General features: G+C 64.2%; 19 protein-coding genes and 1 pseudogene. 3 read left to right on the top strand and 17 right to left on the bottom strand.

The genetic code is table 11. The annotated features are described in order from the left end of the window. Positions 1-15 precede the first annotated feature (15 nt). The 3 genes and pseudogenes from BXE_RS37405 to BXE_RS47010 form a co-directional block, all read left to right on the top strand. A complete protein-coding gene (locus BXE_RS37405) occupies positions 16-897 on the top strand; it encodes an ABC transporter permease (protein ID WP_011493317.1) in 882 nt (293 codons plus the stop codon). Between the two features lie 41 nt (positions 898-938). Further along, complete coding sequence (locus BXE_RS37400; protein ID WP_011493316.1) at positions 939-1784, top strand: ABC transporter ATP-binding protein; 846 nt, start codon at positions 939-941, stop codon at positions 1782-1784. A 49-nt stretch (positions 1785-1833) separates the two neighbouring features. Next, a pseudogene (locus tag BXE_RS47010) lies at positions 1834-2028 on the top strand (nitrilotriacetate monooxygenase); the annotation flags it as partial. A gap of 282 nt (positions 2029-2310) precedes the next feature. On the opposite strand, the gene BXE_RS37390 reads toward BXE_RS47010, so the two are convergent. The 17 genes from BXE_RS37390 to BXE_RS37315 all read right to left on the bottom strand — a co-directional run bounded on the left by BXE_RS37390 (position 2311) and on the right by BXE_RS37315 (position 20128). Then, a complete protein-coding gene (locus BXE_RS37390) occupies positions 2311-3006 on the bottom strand; it encodes an amino acid ABC transporter permease (protein WP_011493314.1) in 696 nt (231 codons plus the stop codon). Continuing rightward, a complete protein-coding gene (locus BXE_RS37385; protein WP_040123788.1) occupies positions 3003-3752 on the bottom strand; it encodes an amino acid ABC transporter permease in 750 nt (249 codons plus the stop codon). Before BXE_RS37385 ends, BXE_RS37390 begins: the two co-directional genes overlap by 4 nt. Before the next feature lie 92 nt (positions 3753-3844). Then, positions 3845-4663 carry an ABC transporter substrate-binding protein gene (locus BXE_RS37380; protein ID WP_011493312.1) on the bottom strand — a complete coding sequence of 273 codons (819 nt, stop codon included), beginning with the start codon at positions 4661-4663 and terminating at the stop codon, positions 3845-3847. Positions 4664-4899: 236 nt separating this feature from the next. Continuing rightward, positions 4900-5739 carry a CmcJ/NvfI family oxidoreductase gene (locus BXE_RS37375; protein WP_011493311.1) on the bottom strand — a complete coding sequence of 280 codons (840 nt, stop codon included), beginning with the start codon at positions 5737-5739 and terminating at the stop codon, positions 4900-4902. Positions 5740-5757: 18 nt separating this feature from the next. Then, positions 5758-6513, bottom strand: a complete 756-nt coding sequence (locus tag BXE_RS37370; RefSeq protein ID WP_011493310.1) for an SDR family NAD(P)-dependent oxidoreductase — start codon at positions 6511-6513, stop codon at positions 5758-5760. Between the two features lie 319 nt (positions 6514-6832). Next, positions 6833-8929, bottom strand: a complete 2097-nt coding sequence (locus BXE_RS37365; protein WP_040123585.1) for a family 2A encapsulin nanocompartment cargo protein cysteine desulfurase — start codon at positions 8927-8929, stop codon at positions 6833-6835. Beyond that, the gene (locus BXE_RS37360) at positions 8904-9836 is read right to left on the bottom strand and encodes a family 2A encapsulin nanocompartment shell protein (protein ID WP_011493308.1); all 933 of its coding nucleotides are present in this window, start codon (positions 9834-9836) and stop codon (positions 8904-8906) included. The genes BXE_RS37365 and BXE_RS37360 overlap by 26 nt, the downstream gene beginning before the upstream one ends. Positions 9837-9945: 109 nt before the next feature. Beyond that, complete coding sequence (locus BXE_RS37355) at positions 9946-10221, bottom strand: helix-turn-helix domain-containing protein (RefSeq protein WP_011493307.1); 276 nt, start codon at positions 10219-10221, stop codon at positions 9946-9948. Next, positions 10218-11201, bottom strand: coding sequence for a serine O-acetyltransferase EpsC (epsC, locus tag BXE_RS37350; protein WP_011493306.1), 984 nt, complete (start codon positions 11199-11201; stop codon positions 10218-10220). The genes BXE_RS37355 and epsC overlap by 4 nt, the downstream gene beginning before the upstream one ends. Before the next feature lie 43 nt (positions 11202-11244). Next, complete coding sequence (locus BXE_RS37345; protein WP_011493305.1) at positions 11245-11712, bottom strand: rhodanese-like domain-containing protein; 468 nt, start codon at positions 11710-11712, stop codon at positions 11245-11247. A 213-nt stretch (positions 11713-11925) separates the two neighbouring features. Continuing rightward, the gene (locus tag BXE_RS46770) at positions 11926-12078 is read right to left on the bottom strand and encodes a hypothetical protein (protein WP_158340970.1); all 153 of its coding nucleotides are present in this window, start codon (positions 12076-12078) and stop codon (positions 11926-11928) included. A gap of 238 nt (positions 12079-12316) precedes the next feature. Next, positions 12317-13654 carry an LLM class flavin-dependent oxidoreductase gene (locus tag BXE_RS37340; protein WP_011493303.1) on the bottom strand — a complete coding sequence of 446 codons (1338 nt, stop codon included), beginning with the start codon at positions 13652-13654 and terminating at the stop codon, positions 12317-12319. A 342-nt stretch (positions 13655-13996) separates the two neighbouring features. Then, positions 13997-15040, bottom strand: a complete 1044-nt coding sequence (locus BXE_RS37335) for an ABC transporter substrate-binding protein (protein WP_011493302.1) — start codon at positions 15038-15040, stop codon at positions 13997-13999. A 41-nt stretch (positions 15041-15081) separates the two neighbouring features. Then, positions 15082-15912: an ABC transporter ATP-binding protein gene (locus tag BXE_RS37330; RefSeq protein ID WP_011493301.1), complete on the bottom strand. Its 831-nt coding sequence runs from the start codon at positions 15910-15912 to the stop codon at positions 15082-15084. Beyond that, positions 15906-16964: an ABC transporter permease gene (locus tag BXE_RS37325; RefSeq protein WP_011493300.1), complete on the bottom strand. Its 1059-nt coding sequence runs from the start codon at positions 16962-16964 to the stop codon at positions 15906-15908. Before BXE_RS37325 ends, BXE_RS37330 begins: the two co-directional genes overlap by 7 nt. A 50-nt stretch (positions 16965-17014) precedes the next feature. Then, positions 17015-18463, bottom strand: a complete 1449-nt coding sequence (locus BXE_RS37320; RefSeq protein ID WP_011493299.1) for a SidA/IucD/PvdA family monooxygenase — start codon at positions 18461-18463, stop codon at positions 17015-17017. A 165-nt stretch (positions 18464-18628) separates the two neighbouring features. After that, complete coding sequence (locus BXE_RS37315; protein ID WP_011493298.1) at positions 18629-20128, bottom strand: MFS transporter; 1500 nt, start codon at positions 20126-20128, stop codon at positions 18629-18631.

The following is a 20128-nucleotide window of genomic DNA, read 5'->3' as shown; positions in this document are numbered from 1 at the left end:
AGGCAAAGGAACCCCATGAGTTTTCTTTCGAAGCTCCGCACACGAACTGGTCCAGGACGTTCAGGAAGAAAGGGACCGCCGCCATGCGATTGCGCATTGCCGGAACCACGCAAGAAAATCAGAACCGTTGTCACCCGGCGCGGCGCCGCGTGGCGCGGCGTGCTGTTGCCGCTTGTCGCCATTGCACTCTGGTCCGCCGTATCGGCGTTGCACCTCGTGAAAAGCGGCCTGCTGGTCAGCCCGCTCGCCGTCCTGCAAACCGGCTGGCAGCAAACGGTGAGCGGCGCTCTGCTGCGCGCGCTGTCCGCTTCTCTCGCGCGCGAGGCGAGCGGCTTCGTCATCGGCACGGTGGGCGGCTTGCTGCTCGGCAGCCTGCTCGGCTTTTCGCGTCTCGCGCGCCGGATGGTCGGACCGAGCTTCGACACGTTCAAGCAGATCTCGCTGTTCGCCTGGATACCGCTGATTTCGGTATGGTTCGGATTGGGCGATGCCGCGAAGGTGGTGTTCCTGTCGCTGGCCGCGCTGCTGCCGGTTACCGCGCACACCTGCGACGGCATCCATGCGGTGCCGCGCAGCTATGTCGAGGTGGCCCGCGCGTTCCGCTATTCCCGGCTGCAACTGATCGCCCATGTGATTCTTCCGGCAGCACTCCCGTCGATTTTCACCGGGATCTATCTCGCGCTGATCTATTCGTGGCTCGCGACGCTCGGCGCCGAATATCTGCTGGTGTCGGGCAGCGGCATCGGCAATCTGCTAATCGACGGTAGCGAGCAATTCCGGATGGACCTCGTGCTGTTCGGCATCATCGTAGTGGGCTTGACCGGCTGGGCTCTCAATGCGCTGGCCCGCGCGATCGAGCGGGCGATTTTCGCGCGCCGCCCGCTGCGCGCGTCGTGATCGATGCAAGACGCGCCCGCCAACTCTTACCGGACTCTCCCATGACCCTTGCGACATCGGAAGGACTCGACATCCGTCATGTGCGAAAGCGCTATGTCCAGCGTGGCACAGCGCTGGATGTGCTCGACGACATCACGCTGCGGGTCCGCCCCGGCGAATTCATCAGCGTGCTCGGCGCGAGCGGCTGCGGCAAGTCGACCTTGCTGCGCCTGATAGCGGGTCTCGATACCGATTACAGCGGCGACATTTTCGTTGCCGGCGAACGGGTGCGCGACACTTCGTTGCAACGCGGCATCGTGTTTCAGGACCACCGGCTGTTCCCATGGCTCACCGCGTCGCAGAATATCCTGGCGGCGCTGCGCAATGCGCCGCTGACGGCGAAGCAGAAGCGCGACGCCGTCGCTGAACACATCGCCCTCGTCGGCCTCGCGGGCTTCGAGAACGCTTACCCGAATCAGTTGTCGGGTGGCATGGCGCAGCGCGTGGCGATTGCTCGCGGGCTGGTCAACCGGCCGCGTGTGCTGCTGCTCGACGAGCCATTCGGCGCGCTCGACGCGCTCACCCGTGGCCGCCTGCAAAACGAATTGCAGCGCATCTGGGAACAGGAACGCATCACGATGATTCTCGTCACGCACGACGTGGACGAGGCCGTTTATCTCGGAGACCGGGTCGTGACGATGGCGCCGCGCCCGGGCCGCATCAAGCGAATCGTCGACGTCGGGTTGCCGCGGCCGCGCAAGCGCGGCGACGCGCGCTTTCTCCGGCTGCGCGACGAAATCGTGGCGGATTTCGGAGAGTCCGGCGACCTGCCGAGCGACGGCGACGACGGCTCGCCATCGGTCGAGGCCGCGCACCCACCGATTACCGAATGGCGGCTAGCGTGGTGACGCGCGGCCCACAACCGAAGATCAGCGGCATGGCACGAAGGAGCAGACCATGAGCGAAAGCAAACGGCAGATCAGGCCAGGCGCCTTTCTGATGGAGACCGGCCACCATATCGCCGCATGGCGGCATCCCGACATGCATGCGAGCGGCGGACCCGATTTCCAGCACTATGTACAGCTCGCGCGGATTGCAGAGCGCGCGAAGTTCGACGTAATCTTTTTCGCCAACAGCGTCAGCGTGCGCGAGAAGGAAGAAGGAACGGACGGTTTCAACGTCATGCCGCCGTGGCTTCCCGGCGGGCTCAGTGCATTCACCGAACAGATCGTGCCGGAATTGCAGCGGCGTGGACTGTTCCGAACCGAATACGAGGGGCGCACGCTGCGTGAAAATCCCGGACTGCCGCGGCCGGTGAATCGCCATGTGCTGGCAGGAAAAAACGCGGCAGCGGTCGCCGCCCGGTAGTAAGCGTCTGGAGCGCCGATTGGCTGCGCGATTGATCCGTAGCGCCGCCACGGCCGCCGCGTGCCGTTATCGGCGCGCTGCACCCGCGTCGAACGCGCCGCTCAGCAGACGTGTGACGCCCCACTGAAAAGTGCAGCACAACACGAGATATACCAGACCGACGAACAGGAATATCTGCGCCGGATAAACCATCAGGCGGCTGTTCACCTGATTGGCCAGAAACGTGAATTCCGGCACGCCGACGATATAGGCGAGCGAGGTGTCCTTGATCAACGACACCCATTGGTTGACGAACGACGGCGTCATCGTGCGTATCGCCTGAGGCAGCAGCACATGGCGCAGCGCCTGGCCGCGCGTCATGCCGAGCGACTGCGCGGCCTGCCATTGCCCATCGCCGACCGCGACAATACCGGCCTGCACCGAATGCGACAGATACGCGCCGCCGATCAACGCGAGCGCGCACACCACGGTCGCGAGTCCTGGGACGTCGACATGCAGCAGCACCGGCATCAGAAAGAACGTCCAGAAGATCAGCATCAGCACCGGAATCGCGCGAAACAAGCCCACCACGGCGAGCAGCAGCAGATGCGGCAAGCCCCGCGTCATCACCAGCGAGACGCCGCCTGCAAGGCCGAGCAGCGCCGACAGCGCGGCCGACGTCAGCGTCAGCATCACGGTCAGCGCGATGCCGCCAAGCGGGCCATTGGGAAACGCGCCGGCGAGCAGATAGCGCAGGATCGGCAGCCAGTCCACTGCGCTCATGAGCGGCCTCCGCGCGGAAACCGCACGCCACCCGATCCATACGCGCCGCGGCGCTGCCAGATCAGCAACGCGACTTCAATCGTGGCGATCGCCGCAATGTAGAGCAAGGTCGCCATTCCGAACGACTGGAACGTCTTGAGCGTCTCCGTCTCGACCTGGCGCGACGAGTACGACAATTCGGCGAAGCCGATGGCCATCGTCAGCGACGAATTCTTGATGACATTCATATATTGCCCGGCGAGCGGCGGCGTCGCGATCCGCACCGCCTGCGGCAAAATCACGTGGCGAAACGTTGCGAACCGCGTCAAGCCAAGCGCGGCGGCCGCCTGATACTGGCCATCGCGCACGCCGCGCATTCCCGCGCGGAATTCCTCGCCGATGAAGGTCGTCGAATAGCACGTGAGACCGAGCCAGCCCGCGACGAATTCGAACGTCGGCCAACTCAGCGTGACAGGTCCAAGCACGACGACATGCGGAGTATTGAGCCAGTTCATCAAGCCATCCGGCAACAGGACCGCCGCACCGAAATACCAGAACAGCAATTGAACGAGCAACGGTGAGTTCCGGAATATCAGAACGTAGCCGGCCGCCGCACGGCGCAACGCGGCGGAAGGAGCGCTGCGGGCGAGCGCCAGCGCAAAGCCCAGCAGCGTCGCACAAACGGCGACGCTGGCCGACAGCGCCAGCGTCATCGCAAAGCCGCGCCATATCCACGCGACATAGCGAGGTTCGAGCCACGCGTTCATCGTCATCATCCGAAAACTATCTGCAGCGGAAATAAAACAAACCGGCCCGCCGTCGTAGGAACGGCAGGCCGGACAGTGAACGCGGAAAAAACTCAGCTCTTTTGCGGATCGCCAATCTTGAACAGACGGGGCAGCGGCGCTTTGCTGCCCGGACCGAACCACTGGTCGTAAATTTTCGCGGCATTGCCGTTTGCTTCGAGCCCCACCAGCGTCTCGTTGACGACATTCAGCAGACGCGCCTCGTTCTTCGGTACGCCGACACCTTCGTAGTCGTTCGAAATCGTGAACGGCGGGATCTCGTACTTTTCCTTGTCCGGTACATTGGCCAGCAACGCAACCAGCTTCGGGCCGTCCTGCGTGATCGCCTGGACGTTGCCCGCACGCAGCGCGGCGAAGGCGAACGGCGTGTCGTCGTAGGCGACGATGGTCGCGGCCGGGAACTGAGCGCGAACCTGCTGTTCGTTCGTCGTGCCCTTGTCGGCGCCGATCCTCAAGCTGTCCAGTTGTTGCGGCGACTTCAGCACGCCCTTCTTCGCGATGAACTGGGTGCCCGACGCGAAATACGGTGTGCTGAAATCGATTTCCTTCTTGCGCTCGTCGGTGATCGTGAAGTTGGCGAAGACCAGATCCACCTTGTTGGACTTCAGAAACGCAATCCGGTTGGCGGGGTTGGTCGGCTGGATCTCGAGCTTGACGCCAAGCTTCGCGGCGACAGCGCGCGCATAGTCGACGTCGAGGCCGACGATCTGGTTCGTCTTCGGGTCCACGAAGCCGAATGGTGGATTGCTGTCGAAAGTAGCAACGCGCAGCACGCCGGCTTTCTTGATATCGTCAAGTCGATCGGCGTGCGCGACGCCCGACAAGGTCAGTAGCAGCCCGACGACAGCGGCGCTGCGAGTCCAGATCTTCATATCCAGGTCCCGTGGTTATCCATGCAATGTTTCTGTATTGTTTCGGGCGCTTCCCGCGCCCTTGGCGGCGACTGTAGCAGTGCGCGACTTCGGGACGAACCAACGATTTATCAGGTGCTAAGTCGGCGAAGTCATAATGGCGTGCGCCCCCGGAGTGGCGCACGCCGTGATCGAGACCTGCGGAAGTCCGCACGGCGTAGGAGGACACCGGTCCCTGTTTCGCGTTGCACAAAACATCAAAAGAACAGCAGCGAGCGCAACTCGATGCTACGGCGGCCCGGCGCATTCGCTGGAGAAGTCGGATCGTCAAATGCCGAGTGCGCCGACAGGCGCGCAATCGGGTCGCCCGCGGAATCGTAGATTTTCAGCAGCAGGAATTCATCGGGCGTCATGCGCGGAAAGTAATACCAACGGTGCCGCGGATTGAACACGAGCGCATAGGTCTCGCCGACCTTGTCTGGATAGACGAGATCGGACGCGACCAGATCGTTGAGCGCGATACTGCGCGAGTCGCACAACGCGAGCGGCGACGATTGCACGGTCTCGCCGATCGGCCGCCATAGATTGACGATCGCCACGCGGCCTTGCAACAACCGCTCCGCCTCTTCCGCCGGCAAATGATCGCGCACGCGGCGCGGCCCCGACACAAACGTCTGGTCGTTATGGATGTACTTGACCGGCTCCCGCACGCCTGCGGCGCGCTCGGGCTTGCCGTCGCGCAGTGTGTGATCGAACACCACCACCCGCTTCGCGCCGGTGGCCTGCTTGAGTAGCGTTTGCGCCTCCGGGTAGTAAATGGATTCGATTTTCGCCGGGTCGGAAAAATCGCTGAGCGCACTCGCCTGCCGATGCAGTTCGAAACCGTTACGATCCAGCGACAACGGACCGGGCGGCGGCGCTAAGCGCGCGTTCGAAATCTGCACACGGTACGGCCGGTACACTCCACTGCGCTTCGGCACGCCGGGCGGCGGCTCGTACTGGTAAGACACGGGCTTTTCACCGGTGAATTCAAGGTAGTTCAGCTCCGCCTCGATCGTCGTGGCCGACGCAGGCGTATCGATGACGATGTCGCTCATGTTCACGTCCCCATCACGTTAAAACGATTCATTGAAGGGCCGCAGATCGATTTCCTGCGACCACGCGCTACGACTCTGCCGGTGCAGATACCAGTAAGCGTCGGCGATATCGGCTGGGTCCAGCAGACCGTCCGGACCGCGCTCGGACACCCGTTGCGGCGCGGAGGTGCGCAAACGTTCGCCGTCGATGCCGCCGTCGATCACCACATGCGCAACATGGATATTGCGCGGACCGAATTCGCGCGCGAGGCTTTGGGCGAGGGAACGCAAACCGGCCTTGGCCGAGGCAAATGCCGCAAACGGCGGCCGGCCGCGCAGTGACGCGGTTGCACCGGTGAAAAGCAACGAGCCGTGCCCGCGCGCCAGTAGCGGCTGTAGCGCCGCCCGCGCGAACAGAAAGCCACCAAGCGTCGTGACACGCCAGGCTGCTTCGAACTGCTCCGCGGTGAGTTCGAGCGTCGGCGCGCGAGTCGCGCCGGCGGCATTGAAGATGGCGACTTCGAGGGTGCCGGCGTCGGCGAGTTGCCGCGTGATCGCGGCCAGATCGCTTTCGCTGGTGACATCGCCCGGCAACGCGAGCGCATGGCCGCCGGCCCCGCGAATTTCAGCCACCCGCGCGTCGAGCCGCTCGTGCGAGCGCCCGGTCACTACAACGGTGAGTCCCTCGCGGGCGAAGCGGCGAGCGAGCGCGGCCCCCAGTCCGGCGCTCGCGCCGACACCGGCTATCCACGCAAGACGCGGGTGGTCGTTTTGCCGCTCGAGGGGTTCGGTCATTGGAATCTCCATTGCATATAGCCGCGGCACGCGATGCGTGAGCGGCTATGAGTAGGCGTCATCTGCCATTTCAGACTAGGCGATCGCTGCGTGCGATGGAAATAACGAATCGTGAAAAGTTATGCGCCGAATCCGGGCGGATAAGGCGCACCACGCGGGCGCGTGGCATGACGCGCCGGAGCTTGACGCGCGGAGGATTGCCCGAAGCGGCTATTTGATCGGACAACAGGCATTGCGCGGCGGACCTCGGTCCGGCCGCACAACGCCTGCCTCATTTTGAAAAGCACGATAGACAGCCGTCGGTCAGCTGCCGGAACTTCTATCGGCGCGCAGACAAACGCCGCACAACCGACACCAGCGCATCGACCTCGTCGCAAGTGTTGTAGAACGCGAGCGACGGCCTGACTGTCGCTTCGACGCCGAAACGCCGCAAGATCGGCTGCGCACAATGATGGCCCGAGCGCACGGCAATGCCCTCTTCGTTCAGCGCGTGGCCTACCTCTTCCGTCTCGTAGCCTTTCAACACGAAAGACAGCACACTGGCCTTGTCGCGCGCCGTGCCGATCAGGCGCACGCCCGGCACCGGTTGCAGCACGCTGGTCGCATAAGCCAGCAGATCGTGCTCATAGCGCGCGATGTTTTCGATGCCCACCTGCTGCACGTAATCGATTGCCGCGCCGAGACCCACTGCATCGGCGATATTGCCCGTGCCTGCTTCGAAACGGTTGGGCGGCGGCTGGAACACGGTGCGCTCGAACGTGACGTCGGCAATCATATTGCCGCCGCCTTGCCACGGCGGCATGTCTTCGAGAATCGCGCGCTTGCCGTACACCACGCCGATGCCGGTCGGGCCGAATACCTTGTGACCGGAGAACACGAAGAAATCCGCGTCGAGCGCCTGCACGTCCACCCGCATATGCGACACCGACTGCGCGCCGTCCACCAAAGCCTTCGCGCCGGCACGATGCGCCAGTTCGACGATCTCCTTGACCGGCACCACCGTACCGAGCGCATTCGATACCTGCGTGACCGATACGATCTTCGTGCGATCGTTCAGAAGCCGCCGGTATTCGTCGAGCAACACCTGGCCGCTGTCGTCGACCGGAATCACCCGCAGCTTCGCGCCGGTTTGCGCGGCAAGTTGCTGCCACGGCACGATATTGGCGTGATGCTCCAGATGCGACACGATGATCTCGTCGCCCTCGCCGACGTTCTTCGCGCCCCACGTCTTCGCGATCAGGTTGATCGCCTCCGTGGTGCCGCGCACGAAGATAACCTCGTCCGGCGACGACGCGCCGATGAACCGCTGCACCTTGCTGCGCGCCGCCTCGTATGCGTCGGTGGCGCGTCCGGCGAGCGCATGTGCCGCGCGGTGGATATTCGAGTTTTCGTGTGCGTAGAAATACGCCAACCGGTCGATCACCGCTTGCGGCTTGTGCGTCGTTGCGGCGTTGTCGAACCACACCAGTTGCCGGCCGTTGACGCGCTCCTGAAGAATCGGAAAGTCGCGGCGAATCGCGTTCACATCGAACGGCGGATGCGCGGACGCGCCGGCATGCGGCACCGCGTCGGCCATGCCGCTTTTTTGCCCTGGCAAGCGCGATGCTTGCGCTTCGTTCAGGAAATAGTGAGAGCTGCCAGCGGGTTGCGCGGCTCTTGCCGTATGTGTGTTCGCCGCGGACGCGGGCTCATCCGGCCGGTCGTAGGAAAAGCGCTGCCCGGACAATGGTTCGTCGACACCCGGCAACCCGAGCGATTGGGCGGTCACTTCGCTCCAGCCCGGCACGACGATATCCGATGACGCGCCGGCGGCCGGATGCGCGGGTCCCGCATCACCGAGAAAGTAAAAAGGCGACGCGGACGGCGACGAAACCGCCGAAGGCGCAGGCGCGCCGCCGGCCGACGGACGCTGCGCACCATGTCCTTCGGACACGCCCAGCGCGGCGCCGCCAAAGCGCGGGGCCAGCGCAGGCGCGACCGTCACGGCGCTATCCGGCAGACCGTTCTGCGCCGCCGCGTGCGGCGCCAGCGCCGGCGCCCGGTTTCCCAGCGACAGCACATGCGTGGGCGCGGACGGCAGCAGGTTGCCACCCGGCAAGCGCCCTTGCGGCAACGCCGCGCCTGGCACGCCGGTCCCCGCGCCGCCAGGGCCGGCAAGCGGAGAACCGGCTGGCACCGGATTGCTGAGTTCACCGAGCACCGGCGCGCTCAGCGGCAATGTGCCGGCCAGGCTGGGCGCACCGCCCACGACACCGCCGCCATCCGGCTGCGGCGCGCTGCCGGGCAGCGCCGAGAAAAACGCATTGGCGAGCGTTGCCAGAAGCGCAGGATCGGGCAGACCAGCAGGGGGCCCGGACGGCACGTCATGCGGCAGAACGCTATCCATGGGCTTACTTGTAGGTGTCTGGGTAGTCATGGTACTTGCCGATCTCCACGTCATCGAGAACCGCCAGCGCATCCGGCGAATGCACGGCAAGCGAGCAGTACAGCGAGATCAGGTAAGAGGCGATCGCATGATTGTTGATCCCCATGAAGCGGACCGACAGGCCCGGCCCCTGTTCGCCGGCCACGCCCGGCTGGAACAGCCCGACTACGCCCTGGCGCTTGTCGCCCACGCGCAGCAGCAGGATCTTGGTCTTGCCGTCGGCGACCGGCACCTTGTCCGACGGAATCAGCGGAATGCCACGCCACGTCAGGAACTGCGAACCGAACAGGCTCACGGTCGGCGGCGGCACGCCCCGGCGCGTGCATTCGCGGCCGAACGCAGCGATTGCCAGCGGATGGGTCAGGAAGAACGCCGGCTCCTTCCATACCTTCGTCAGCAGCTCGTCGAGATCGTCGGGCGTCGGCGCGCCGGTCAGCGGAAACACGCGCTGCTCCTCTGCCACATTCGCAAGCAAGCCGTAATCGGGGTTGTTGATCAGCTGGCTTTCCTGCAGTTCCTTGATCGTCTCGATCGTCAGGCGCAGTTGCTCCTTGATCTGGTCGTGCGGGCTGCTATACAGATCGGAAATGCGCGTATGCACGTCGAGCACGGTGCTGACCGCATTCAGGAAGTATTCGCGCGGCTGCTCTTCGTATGGCACGAAAGTGCGCGGCAGAATGCTTTCGTCCTCGCGCGCGGTGCAGGCCGCCACCACGGCTTCGGGATTCTTCACCTGATTCAGGCGATAAATGCCCGCTTCGACCGGCAGCCATTGCAGCAGATGCGTCAGCCAGCGCGGCGTGATCGTGGCAAGTTGCGGAACGGTTTTGGTGGCATTCGCTAGTTGCCGTGCTGCGGTATCGCCGAGCGCCGTCAGGCCGCCCACAGTTGCTGTCATCTCGTGCTCCGGAGGTCTATAGAAGAAAAACGGGAAAGCTTATGAACGAGCACGATTATCGGCAGCGAGCCGAAGCCGCTCAACATGCTATAGACAGCAAATGGGATTTCTAGCTGGCGGGGGCCGGATTGATCGGGGCGGACGCTTCGGGCAGAATCACGCCCGCCTGATCGGACGAAGACCGCAACAGACATTCGATCGACACACCGAAAGCGCGTGCGAGTTTGTCGACGGTGACGATCGACGCAATCGCGGAACCGCGCTCGATCTCGCCGACATAGGAGCGGTTCAGGCCGGCGTATTCAGCCAACTGTTCCTGCGACCAACCCTGTAACTCGCGAAGGCGCCGCACCGCCGCCCCGAAGTTTCTGACGATCAGGGTCACCGTGCACCCCCGGCCACGGCCGGTTCCTCAGCCAACGTATTGGGCGGCACCGGCTTGTGAGGCGCGGCAGACACCACGCCGATTCCCTCGCTGCGCGATACGGCCTGCGTCACATGCGAACCCGGCGCGACATCCTGCGTGAGCCACACGTTACCGCCGATCACCGCGCCGCGGCCGAGCGTCACGCGGCCGAGAATAGTTGCGCCCGCGTAGATCACGACATCGTCCTCGACGATCGGATGGCGCGCATGGCCCTTCTCCAGATGCCCTTCGGCATCGCGTGGAAAACGCTTCGCCCCTAGTGTCACCGCCTGATAGACGCGTACCCGCTCGCCGATGATCGAGGTCTCGCCGATCACCACGCCCGTGCCGTGATCGATAAAAAAACCCGCGCCGATCCGCGCGCCGGGATGAATGTCGATACCGGTTTGCGCATGCGCGAGCTCGGCGACGATCCGTGCCAGTAACGGCAGGCCCAGCCGGTAGAGCTCGTGCGCGAGACGATGGTGGATCATCGCCAGTACGCCCGGATAACACAGCAGCACTTCGTCCACGCTGCCCGCGGCCGGGTCGCCGTGGAAAGCGGCAAGCACGTCGCTATCGAGCAGCGTGCGAATCGCCGGCAAGCGTGCTGCGAACGCGCGCACCGCGACACTGGCCTCACGTTCGATGACGTCCGCCGCGGGCGGCGCATGCCGGCTGCGATAATGGAGTTCGAGGCGCGCCTGGCTCAGCAATGCGTGCAATGCGGCGTCGAGCGCGTGCCCGACATAGAAGTTCTCGCTTTCCTGGCGCAGATCGGGCGGCCCGAGCCGCATCGGGAAGAGCACGCCTTTGAGCGTGTCGACGACCTGCGACAGTGCTTCGCGTCCCGGCAACTCGCGCCCGCCCGGTTCGAGCGAGCGCTTCTGCACTTCGCGCCATTGCTGGCGCACCGTCTGAAGCGCCAGGACAATATCATCGACATCGAAAACAGCCACAGAAGTTACTCCCCGTATAGTGCGGCGCGGACCCGCGAGAAAATCAGTCCTGAATCCACGGCAGGCCGTGAAAGCGCCAGCCGTTGCTGGAGCCGCGTCGTTGCGCGCCGTCCAGATCCCCCTCGAAACCTTCCAGAACATTGAACACCTGGGTGAAGCCCGCTTTCGCGGCGGCCTCGGCGGCGAGCGCCGAACGGTTGCCGCTGCGGCACAACAGCAGCACCACGGCGTCCTTGCCGGTCCTCGCCTCGAGTTCGCGCACGAAACGCGGATTACGCGTGAGGCTCGTGCCGGTCGCCCAGGCAACGTGCAGACTGCCCGGCACCAATCCGACGAACTTGCGCTCCTCGGCTGTGCGCACGTCGACCAGCAATGCATTGCCTGTCTGGACGAGCGCCCACGCGTCTTGTGGCGCGAGGCCGCCGGCATAGGGCAGACCCGCTTCGGTTGCACGCGTGCGCGCGGCTTCGAGCAGCGTATGTGTCGGTCGTTCTGCGACTTCAAGCGTCATGACGTCTCCTTCAATATCGCGCGATCAATGCGCGCAGGTTCCGGCATATCGGCGATATCAACCGCCTATAGCCATCAGGAGACACTATGAAAGAGATACGGCCGAACCCGAACCAATTAATTTTCATTTCTAAAGAAGCATCGGTTTGGCCGCTGGGGCTTGGGTGGCGACCCAGCCAGCCGCCGAGCCGGCACAACCGTCTTACGCGGCCCGTCAATCCGGCGGAATGTCGAGCGGCACCACGAACATGCCGGCCGTATATTCGATATGAAAATAGCCGCTTCGTGCGTACGCCGCGATGCGTTCAAGCCGCTCGGCCGAATTGCATGCATGCGTGCACGCCGCTTGCGCTTCGTGCGGGAGCACAGCCGTGCCGGGCGCACGCTTTACCCAACTCCGAAGAAAAGCACGTGGGTGCCGAAATCCATCCCAGATAGCCATTGCTGAATGTGCCATCACGCGACCTCCGTCGATTTGATGCATTTCCAATCAATCTAGCTATCCGGAAGACGAAGGGCAAACAAGCTTTTGTGGAATGATTTTCGGAGAATCAATCAAACGCTGCGCAGTTGGATGCGAATACCGGCGCTACTGGCAAAACGCGTCACGCCCGTTCACTGCCCGGCGCAAAGTACCGGTTCTCCGGCCGCGGCAAACCGAGGTTTTCGCGCAATGTCGCGCCTTCATACTCGCGCCGGAAAATGCCGCGTGCCTGCAGCTCGGGAATAACTTTGTCGACGAAGTCATCGAGCCCCGCCGGCAGATGCGAAAACATCACATTGAAGCCGTCCGAGCCCTCCTCCGTCAGCCACTGCTCCATCTGATCGGCGATCATCGCGGGCGTGCCGACCATTTCCAGCCCGGAGTAACCCCCAATGCGCTGCGCCAGCTGACGTATCGTCAGACCGTCGCGCTGCGCCCATTCGACGACGCGTTGCCGCGCCGTCCGGCTCGCATTGGTCTCGGGAATCGCAGGCAGCGGGCCGTCCGGATCGAATCCGGAGATGTCGTGCCCCAACGCAATCGATAACGACGCGGTCCCGCTTTCGTAATGCACGAACGTATCGAGCCGCGCACGCGTCTCGCGCGCCTGCTCCAGCGTGTCGCCGACCACTATGAACGCCGCCGGCAGCACTTTCATATGGTCCCGCGGCCGGCCGAGCGCCTCCATGCGGCCTTTCACGTCGGCGTAGAAGCGTTTGCCGTCCGCGAGAGAGCTTTGCGCGGTGAACACCACCTCCGCCGTCTCGGCCGCGATCTGGCGCCCCGCTTCCGACGAACCGGCCTGCACGATGACCGGCCAGCCTTGTACCGGTCGCGCGATATTCAACGGACCCCGCACTGAAAAATTGGCGCTCTTGTAGTTCAGCACGTGCAGCTTCTGCGGATCGAAGAACGTGCCGGTTTCCGTGTCGCGGATAAATGCGTCGTCGGCCCAGCTGTCCCAGAGGCCCGTGACGACATCGAAGAATTCGCGCGCGCGCCGGTAGCGCTCGTCATGCTCGACGTGCTCTTCAAGACCAAAATTAAGCGCCGCGTCCGGATTCGACGTGGTTACAAGATTCCAGCCCGCGCGTCCGCCGCTGATGTGGTCGAGCGATGCAAAGCGCCGGGCGACATGGTAGGGCGCGTCGAAAGTCGTCGACGCGGTGGCGATGAGGCCCAGCTTTTCGGTCACGGCGGCGAGCGCGGGAAGCAGCGTCAGCGGTTCGAATGACGTCACCGTGTGGCTATGCTTGAGCGCGTCGACCGGCATGTTGAGCACGGCGAGGTGGTCGGCCATGAAGAACGCATCGAAGCGTCCGCGTTCGAGGGTCTGCGCAAAGCGCTTCAGATGCGCGAAATTGAAGTTCGCGTCAGGATAGGCACCAGGGTAGCGCCACGCGCCGGTATGGATCGTTGCAGGGCGCATGAAAGCGCCAAGGCGAAGCTGACGTGTCATGTGAGTCCATCTCCATTGCAGGCCGTGTCGCGCCAGTTTAATCGCGTCGCAACAAAGCTGCCTGGCCTCGAAAAAGACTCGCCGGAACACGCTTCACCGGCCTGATCCGCATCTACGAATGGCAGCGCTATGGATGCGGCGGCGCCACTGCGTCAACGCGTCGTTCACAGCGTTTCAACCGCATGTTCCGGCTTGCGCCAATGCGCGAACGGCAGAGCGGCGTCGCAATTCACGCTCGCTTACCGCGTTTGCCGGGCGCACGCGCCCGGCCGCATCCGCCATGCGTCACGGTTCCGCAATCAGCGTACTTACCGCGCGTTGCACCGGAACCTGCCCGACCCCTCACGCAGTCAGCACGTTCGAGAACACCCGGTCCGCCAGCCGGTTCGAATCGGTTCCGCTATTGAGCACGCCGACCGTCTTCAGGTCGTCGGCATACAGCGAGATTTCCTTTTTAAACGCGTCGCCAACGGGGTGATGGTGGTCGGTGTGGGTCTTGAGCATCGCAGTCAGTTGGCCCACGTCGGCGGACGGCGTATAAGCCGAGAAAATCGCGGCGGCTTCCGCCGGATGATTGGCGGTCCACTCGGTCGCTTCGAGCAGCGCCTGGGTCAACTGCTGTGCGGTCGCACGATCCTTCCGCACCAGCGACCCGCGCACGCCGAGCACGCAGCAGGAGCGCGTCTGGTATTCGCCGCACAGGTTATTCGAGACCTCATACAAATGATCCGATTCGCGGATCGACCAGATGGTCGGGTCGCCGTCGGCGATGGCCTGCACTTCGCCCTTTTTCAGCGCCTCGCCCAGCAGGTTCGCCGGATACTGGCGCCAGCTCACGTCACGCTCGGGATCGACGCCGATCTTCTTCAGCACGATGGCGAAAAAGTTCTTGGTCGGGCTGGCCATATCGCTGACGCCGATCGTGCGGCCCTTCAGTCCCGCCACGTCGACGATGCCCGACGCGCGCGTGGCCAGCAAGCGCATGCAGCCGCCATGGATGCCGGCGGTCAGTTTCACATCGAAACCTTGTTCCAGCGGCTTGATCCAGCGTAATGCCATGCCGACGCCCGCGTCGGATTTGCCCGTCGCGATGGCTTCGAGCAACTGATCGGTCGAGCCCGAGAAATTCACGAGTTCGACCTGCAAACCGTGCCGCGCGAAAAAGCCCTGCTTCACCGCGACCGCTACAGGCGCGGTACAGATCGCGCCCGCATTCCATGAGAGCTTGAGCGGCTTGAGCGGCGCGGACGGCGTTTGCGCCAGCGCGAGCGAGCCCGGCAGGCTCAGCACCGCGCCGCCCAGCGCGGCGGCACCCGCGCTCCAGGCGGTCTTGCGCAGCCATGCGCGGCGCGCCGGGCTCAGCGGAAATTCATTGTAGGGATTCATGGTTAACTGTTCCTCAGGTCGCGATAGATTGTTTTATTCGTTCAGGTGTCGAGTCCAAGTTGCGCCAGCACCTCGCGACGCAGCGCCACCAGTTTCGGATCGTCGCGATGGCGCGGATACGGCGCGTCGTTGCGCACTTCGGCGACGACCCGTGCCGGGCGCTCGCTGAAGACGATCACGCGGTTGGCGAGCAGCAGCGCTTCTTCCACGTCGTGCGTCACCAGCAGCACGGAAAAGCGGGCGTCCTGCCACAGCCGCGCCAGTTCGCCTTGCATGCGGATGCGTGTCAGCGAATCGAGCTTGCCGAACGGCTCGTCCAGCACCAGCAACGCCGGATCATTGACGAGCGCGCGAGCCAACGCGACGCGCTGCGCCATGCCGCCTGACAATTGATGCGGAAACGCTTCGGCGAATTCGCTGAGACCGACCAGTTCCAGTGCGGCGTCAATTCTTTGCCGCGCGTGATCTTCCTGCGCCGCGTCGCGCCGGGCAAAGCGACGGCGCTGTGCCTGCGGACCGATCGCGACATTGCCGCGCACCGTACGCCACGGATACAACGTCGGATCCTGGAACACGACCACGCGCGACGGATCGGGACCCGTAATCGCAGCGCCATTGGCGTGCACGCTGCCTTGGGTCGGCGCGTCGAGCCCGGCCACGAGCCGCAGCAAAGTGGACTTGCCGCAACCACTCGGGCCAAGCAGCGCGACGAACTCGCCCGGCTCCACCGTAAAGCTGACGTCCTGCAACACCGGCAGTGCCGCGCCGCGCAACGCAAAGCGATGGCTGACGTGGCGTACGTCGATGCGCGCGGCATCGCGCACCGGCGAAGCGGCGGCGGACTGATTCAGCACTTCGGGTACGGCTACCATTTGAGCAATCCTTTTTGCCAGGCCAGCAACCGGTCGCGCACGCGGAACAGCAACGTAATCAGACCGGAGCACATCAGCGCCATCACGAGCAACGCGGCATACATATTCGAATACGCGGCCCAGCCTTGCGCCCATTGCAGATACCAGCCGAGACCCGCTTTCACGCCCATCATCTCCGCGACGATCAGCACCGAAAACGACGCCCCGAGCCCCATGAACAGCCCGACGAACACCGACGGCAGCGCAGCCGGAATCGCCACGCGCAGGATCAGAAAGCTGGGCCGCGCGCCGAGCGTGCGCGCGATATCGTAGTAGGCCGGATTGACGCTGGCCACGCCCGACCAGGTCAGTACGGCGACCGGGAAAGCCGTCGCCAGCGCGATCAGAAACACGCTCGCGCTGAAGCTCGACGGAAAGAAGAAGAAGGCCAGCGGCAACCATGCGGTGGCCGGCAACGGTCCAATCAGGCGCAGAACCGGATGGACCCAATAGCTCACGGCCTGCGACCAGCCGATGCTCACACCCGTCACGAAACCCGCCACTGCGCCGAGCACGTACCCATACGCGAGCAAGCCGAACGAATGCACGACACTCGAACCCAGCCGCGGATAGTCTTCGGCAAAGACACCGATCAGTGCCTGCGGCGGCGCAAAAAATGGCCGCGGCAGCCACTCCAGTTGCGCGGTGACGGCTTCCCATGCACTGACGCCAAGCGCCAGCGCAAGCAGCCAGGGCATCGCGCGAAGCCACGCACTCGCGCGCGCGGCTGTCGGCGACGGGCTTTGCGAGCCGCGCCAGCCCGCGACGCCCAATGCGACAGCGAACGCCGCAAGCGCCAGCTTCAGCACGATGAATTCCCGTGTGTACGGCCAGTCGTCGAGACTCGGCCACCACGTGGTCTGCGCCGCGCTCGCCAGCCACGCTATCGCTGCGAGGCCGGCGCTCAGTACTCCGCGTGAAAGCCCCCGCCGGGGGGCGGCACGAGTCGCGTCGCCAGCGGGCGTGCCGCTGGCCGGAGCATGGGGCGCGATCGATTCGAACTGGGTGGACATAGGGGTTCGTCCTCCTGACTGGGTTGGATGAGCGCGCGCGTGCAAACGCTTTACGCGATGTCGGCCTTGTCGCGCTGCCATATGCTCCCGGCGTAAATGGAAGCGTCGAAATCCGCCGCGATGTCGCCGTTGATGCGCGCTTCATGCGCATGCAGATCGGCGAGAAACAGATCGCGGCTAATGCGTTGGACCACTGCCGGAATGTCGCGCTTCATGCTCGGCACGTCACCGACCGGCAAGCCGAAACTGACGAACGCGGCCGGGTTGTAAACGTGGATATTTCTCAGGTAAGGTGCGTCTCCCTCGGTCTTTTCCAGGTATTCGAGCGCGGCGCCGAGATACGGATACGCACCCAGTGCGTCGTCGCTGTCGTTCGAAGCGGGCACGTATTGATCGCGCCACAGACGGATGCGCCCGGCCAACTGCGCGAGTTCGGGGCGTAGCGCCGGGTCGACCACATACCCGGTGCCAGCGATCACGAAATCGAATGCGAACGGCTCGCCCGCCACGCTGGTTTCGACGCGTCCGTTCCTCACGTCTGCCTCGGTCCACGATGTGCCGGGATGCAGATGGAAGTTCGGAAAACGGGTGACGCGCTCGACGGCATCCACAGGGGGTGTCGAGCCGGCACGGCGAAAGCGCCGCGCCTGGGCCCAGCGAATCGCGTCGGGCAGATGAAAATAATTGTCGTAGGCGCCGGGGTAAGCGCGCGTGCGGATCACCGGCACCGATGCAATACGTTCACGCCGCGCGAACAGATGAACCTCGGCCGCCCCCGCTTCGAGCGCCGTCGCCGCTGCATCAAACGCGGATGCCGCGGCGCCGATCACCGCCACGGATTTGCCGCGCAGCGCCGCGAAATCGATAGCGTCGGCGGTGTGTGCCAGATGACTGGGTGGCAGGTTCTTCAGCGCAGGGGGAATGTAAGGCGCGCCATTGCCGGCCACGCCGTTGCCGAGGATGATCTTGCGCGCCGTTTCCACCACGCTTTTGACCGTGGCGCCGTCGCGCACCTCCAGGTGCAAACGGAAATGCTCGTCCACCGGCTCGATCAGCGTGAGGCGCGTGCCGTAGCGAATCGGAATGTCGAGAAAATGCCGGTACCACGCGAGATATTCCGCCCATCGCGTGCGCGCAATCCGGTCGATTTCCTCATACGAAGCGGCGCCGAAGCGCGCTTCGTACCATGCCTGAAAGCTCAATCCCGGCAACCCCGCCTCGGGACCGACCAGCGTTTTTGGCGTGCGCAGCTTGTTCATCCGTGCGCGATTCAGCCACACACCCGCGTGGTCTTCGTCAGGCGCGGCGTCGATTACGCTGACCTGGCCGATGCCGGCGCGCCTCAGCGCAAAAGCGAACGCAGTGCCGGTCTGTCCACCGCCAACAATCACCACGTTATGGTCGATGCCGGCGCGTGGCGGAACCCAGTTGTCCGGCGCTGGGCCGATCAGGCGCAAGGTATCGATCGCGTGCTGATCGGGATGAGTGGATAGCGTCATGGTGTCGGGCTCGGCCAGGAAATTGAACGGCGGGCAAGTGGATGGGTTGAGACGGGTTCAACGGGTTCGGAGCGGATGGCGCCTGCGCCCGGGGATCAAGTATCGCGGTGCACAAGGCTGTCCCAAACCAACAAATTTCGCTTTGCTTATTTATTCCGCTTCGCGCTACGCGTGCGCCGTCTTTGCGGTGACTGGCGGCTGCGCGTAGTCCTCGCCATCGATGTCATAGCCCGACGGCTCCCAGCGGATTGCCAGCAGCACGAGCAGCGAACTTAGCGGCGCAATCGCGATCACCCAGAACACCTTGGTGCCGAACGCGGCAGCCAGCACCGGAAACAGAAACAGCGATACCGTTGAGGCGGAGCGCACCAGCGTCTGGTTGAAGCCCACGCCGATCCCGCGCAGCGAAGTCGGATAACTAAGCGACGCATACGTCATCGAGTGCGAGCCTGGCCCGAAACCCTGGCCGAACAGATAGCCGCCGAGCAGCAGCAGCGCGAGCACGACGAGCGCGCCGTTGCCCGGTTTGCCGATCAGCGCGAGCCCGATCAGCGAGACGAATTGCAGCGCATGGCCCAGCACCGTCATCTTCCACGCGCCGACGGTCGGCGCCGTGCGTACGCCGATCAATCCGCCCACGAACGCAAACGCCAGATTCAGCGCCAGTGCCGCGATGATGGTCGTGAGCGGACCCTGGTGGAAAAAGCTCGTAATGATCACCGGCAAGCCGAAGATGATCGCGTTGTAACCGAACGAAGAGGCGCTGCCGATCACCGCGGCGAGAATCGTGCGCCGCCGGTAGGTCGCGTTGAAGAGAACCCCATAGTTGCGCCACGATGCGGCGCGCGGCGCCTTGACCGGCGTATCGCTGCGCTCGACGACCGCGTCGACGCCGTAAGAGCGCTTCAGAATCCGCGCCGCCCCATCGAGATCACCTTGATTGGCGGCCCATACCGGCGATTCGCTGATATAGCGGCTACGCACGAGAATGATCGCGATGGCCGGCACGGCGCCGAAAGCGAGCGTCAAACGCCAAAGCCAGCCGAGATGATGTGCCGGCAGAATCGCGTACAGCCCGAGAATCAGCAGATAGCAGACGCTGGTGGCCGCGTACCACGCCGGGCACCACGCAGCGACGCTGGCCGCCTTGTTACCTTTGCCCGCCACTCGCGAGAATTCCGCGAGAAAGGCCATCGCCACCGGCAGATCGAGGCCGACGCCGAAGCCCATCAGAAAACGCGCGCCGCCGAGCACCCAGGCGTTCGGCGCGAGACCCGCCGCGATCGCCGCGACCACGAAGAACAGCATGTCGGCCATGAAGACCCGATAGCGGCCGATACGGTCAGTCAGATAGCCGCCGAACAGCGCGCCGAGAATGGCCCCGAACGTGATCGCCGAAGAGACGAACCCCACCTGCACCGGCGACAGCGAGAACTCGCGCGCGATGTCCTTGATTCCGTAGGCGAGCGAGGTCAGGTCATAGGCGTCGAGGAAAACACCGCCGAGTGCAATCGCGATCACGATGCGGGCGTTGCTACCCTTTGCGGCACCCGCATTGACGATGCGCGCAACGTCCTGCGCGCTGCGGATGACAGCGGCACGGCCCGCGCTGTCCGCGGGCGCTTGCGGGTCGGCGGCAGCCGACGGAAAAGCTACTGTGGACAT

Origin of the sequence: Paraburkholderia xenovorans LB400, assembly GCF_000013645.1 — a bacterium.
Lineage (GTDB): Bacteria > Pseudomonadota > Gammaproteobacteria > Burkholderiales > Burkholderiaceae > Paraburkholderia > Paraburkholderia xenovorans.
This window is presented reverse-complemented; position numbering and strand designations above follow the sequence as displayed.

Bases quoted from the DNA above. Each gene is read 5' to 3' on its own strand.
- BXE_RS37405 (WP_011493317.1), top strand. From the start codon at position 16: ATGAGTTTTCTTTCGAAGCTCCGCACACGAACTGGTCCAGGACGTTCA.
- BXE_RS37400 (WP_011493316.1), top strand. From the start codon at position 939: ATGACCCTTGCGACATCGGAAGGACTCGACATCCGTCATGTGCGAAAG.
- BXE_RS37390 (WP_011493314.1), bottom strand. From the start codon at position 3,006: ATGAGCGCAGTGGACTGGCTGCCGATCCTGCGCTATCTGCTCGCCGGC.
- BXE_RS37385 (WP_040123788.1), bottom strand. From the start codon at position 3,752: ATGAACGCGTGGCTCGAACCTCGCTATGTCGCGTGGATATGGCGCGGC.
- BXE_RS37380 (WP_011493312.1), bottom strand. From the start codon at position 4,663: ATGAAGATCTGGACTCGCAGCGCCGCTGTCGTCGGGCTGCTACTGACC.
- BXE_RS37375 (WP_011493311.1), bottom strand. From the start codon at position 5,739: ATGAGCGACATCGTCATCGATACGCCTGCGTCGGCCACGACGATCGAG.
- BXE_RS37370 (WP_011493310.1), bottom strand. From the start codon at position 6,513: ATGACCGAACCCCTCGAGCGGCAAAACGACCACCCGCGTCTTGCGTGG.
- BXE_RS37365 (WP_040123585.1), bottom strand. From the start codon at position 8,929: ATGACTACCCAGACACCTACAAGTAAGCCCATGGATAGCGTTCTGCCG.
- BXE_RS37360 (WP_011493308.1), bottom strand. From the start codon at position 9,836: ATGACAGCAACTGTGGGCGGCCTGACGGCGCTCGGCGATACCGCAGCA.
- BXE_RS37345 (WP_011493305.1), bottom strand. From the start codon at position 11,712: ATGACGCTTGAAGTCGCAGAACGACCGACACATACGCTGCTCGAAGCC.
- BXE_RS37340 (WP_011493303.1), bottom strand. From the start codon at position 13,654: ATGACACGTCAGCTTCGCCTTGGCGCTTTCATGCGCCCTGCAACGATC.
- BXE_RS37335 (WP_011493302.1), bottom strand. From the start codon at position 15,040: ATGAATCCCTACAATGAATTTCCGCTGAGCCCGGCGCGCCGCGCATGG.
- BXE_RS37330 (WP_011493301.1), bottom strand. From the start codon at position 15,912: ATGGTAGCCGTACCCGAAGTGCTGAATCAGTCCGCCGCCGCTTCGCCG.
- BXE_RS37325 (WP_011493300.1), bottom strand. From the start codon at position 16,964: ATGTCCACCCAGTTCGAATCGATCGCGCCCCATGCTCCGGCCAGCGGC.
- BXE_RS37320 (WP_011493299.1), bottom strand. From the start codon at position 18,463: ATGACGCTATCCACTCATCCCGATCAGCACGCGATCGATACCTTGCGC.
- BXE_RS37315 (WP_011493298.1), bottom strand. From the start codon at position 20,128: ATGTCCACAGTAGCTTTTCCGTCGGCTGCCGCCGACCCGCAAGCGCCC.